Annotated in this window: 1 protein-coding gene; it reads right to left on the bottom strand. The window is 61.9% G+C overall.

The window, feature by feature from the left end:
* Positions 1-120 precede the first annotated feature (120 nt).
* On the bottom strand, positions 121-1,035 hold the full coding sequence (locus BW38_RS03995; protein WP_032977546.1) for an IS110 family transposase: 915 nt from the start codon (positions 1,033-1,035) through the stop codon (positions 121-123).
* Positions 1,036-1,673 lie beyond the last annotated feature (638 nt).

Here is a 1,673-nt window from a genome sequence, read left to right as displayed (position 1 = left end):
CGCCGCAAGTACGTCCTTGTAGCAACTGTGTTGCTGGAGGAGCGCCAGCCCTTCCGGTAAACGGGCACGGTAGTGCCGGCCGCTGGCCGGCAGCCTCAGGAGCAACGCCCTCTGGTGCGCTCAGGCGGGGATCGATCCGCCTTGAGCGTCACGCATACGGGCGTTGAGAATCACCAGCATCTTCCGCATCACCGCCACGATGGCCACTTTGCCTTCCTTGCCCCGCGCTCGCAGCGACTGGTAAAAGTCCCGCAGGCGAGGTTCATGCCGCATGGCCGACATGCTGGCCATGTAGAGCACCTGACGGATCTCAGCCCTGCCGCCATGGATGCTTCGTTTGCCACGCATGGTCCCGCTGTCATGGGACATCGGTGCCACACCGACCAGGCTGGCGACGGCCTTGCCACTGATATTGCCCAGCTCGGGAAGATAGCTGGCCAACACGGCCTGCAGGCCCGGGCCAACACCTTTCATCGACTTCAGGACAGCCAGTTGAGGCTGCTTGGAAACCTGTTCGGAAATCCGCTTTCCCAAACGTTCCACCGTTCTCTGCAAGCAAGTGATGTTGGCCTGAAGCAGTCGGCGTAATTCACGATTACCCACCATTTCCTGCTGCTGCCGCGCGACGGTCAGCGCGTGCATCGCCTGTCGGCGTGCCCGCACGAAGTCACGCATTTCCCGCTGCCAAGGCTCCAGTGGCTGATAGGAACGCAGCTTCACCAGTGCGGCCATCTTGGCCAAGGCATAGGCATCCAAGCGGTCTGTCTTGGCCATGTGGCCAAGCCCCTGGGCCAGTTTCCGCGCCCGCAGGGCATTGGCGCGGACCACCGGATGACCAGCGTTGTGCAGGAAGTCCAGCACAGGCTGTTCGTAGCCACCAGTGGCCTCCAGCACGATCTGGACGGCCGGATGCCCTTGCAGCCAGAGGTCCAATTCAGCAAAGCCGGAGCGGCTATTGCTGACCTGCAGGGTCTTTCCGTCTGTCGTGCCAACGTCCAGCTGGCGCTTGCTGACATCAATCCCGATCCCGTTCATCACCGGACTCCGTATAGTCTGGAAGGGTCGAGAGCTCCCCCGCTTGCCCAGTCTTATCACTGCGAGTGTCAGCTCCAGCAACTGTTCGGGCGGATCAAGGGAGATTCCGGCGTGGGCGCCAAGCTACATGGCGATCGTCGAGATCCAGGCTTACACGGCGGCCCACGCCGGCTCTCGACACCTACGGTGCCAGATTCCAATCAGATAAGGCTTGGTCGCCGCATCCATGCGGCTCACACCCCGCAAACCCACAGTACCCCGCCTTCGACAGTTTCCCGCGGCTGTTGGTAACGGCGGTTGTCGGCACGCGGAACTATTGGTAGGTGTCGACCTTGGTCGACACGGAGCGAGCGCAGCAAGCGACCCGCTTTTGATCTTCTTTTTCTTTTTTCCGTGGTTGGACGCGCGCAAGGGACTGTCAAAGGCGGGGTAAGAGGGGTTTCGGCAGGGCTTGCAGTCCTGCATCCGCTACAAGCCAGAGCAACAGCAACAGCAACAGCGGCATTCGGTGGGATGGCGGGGCACTGTGGGTTTGCGGGGCCGCCGCAAGTATGTCCTTGTAGGCTTGGTCGCCGCATCCATGCGGCTCACACCCCGCAAACCCACAGTACCCCGCCTTCGACAGTTTCCCGCGGCTG

The organism is Stenotrophomonas sp. RIT309 (assembly GCF_000632045.1).
Lineage (GTDB): Bacteria > Pseudomonadota > Gammaproteobacteria > Xanthomonadales > Xanthomonadaceae > Stenotrophomonas > Stenotrophomonas indicatrix.
The sequence above is the reverse complement of the archived record's forward strand: the minus strand, read 5'-3'. Positions and strand labels throughout refer to the sequence as shown.

What these genes read in the sequence shown, in the direction of transcription:
- BW38_RS03995 (WP_032977546.1), bottom strand. Translation starts at nt 1,035, where the DNA reads ATGAACGGGATCGGGATTGATGTCAGCAAGCGCCAGCTGGACGTTGGC.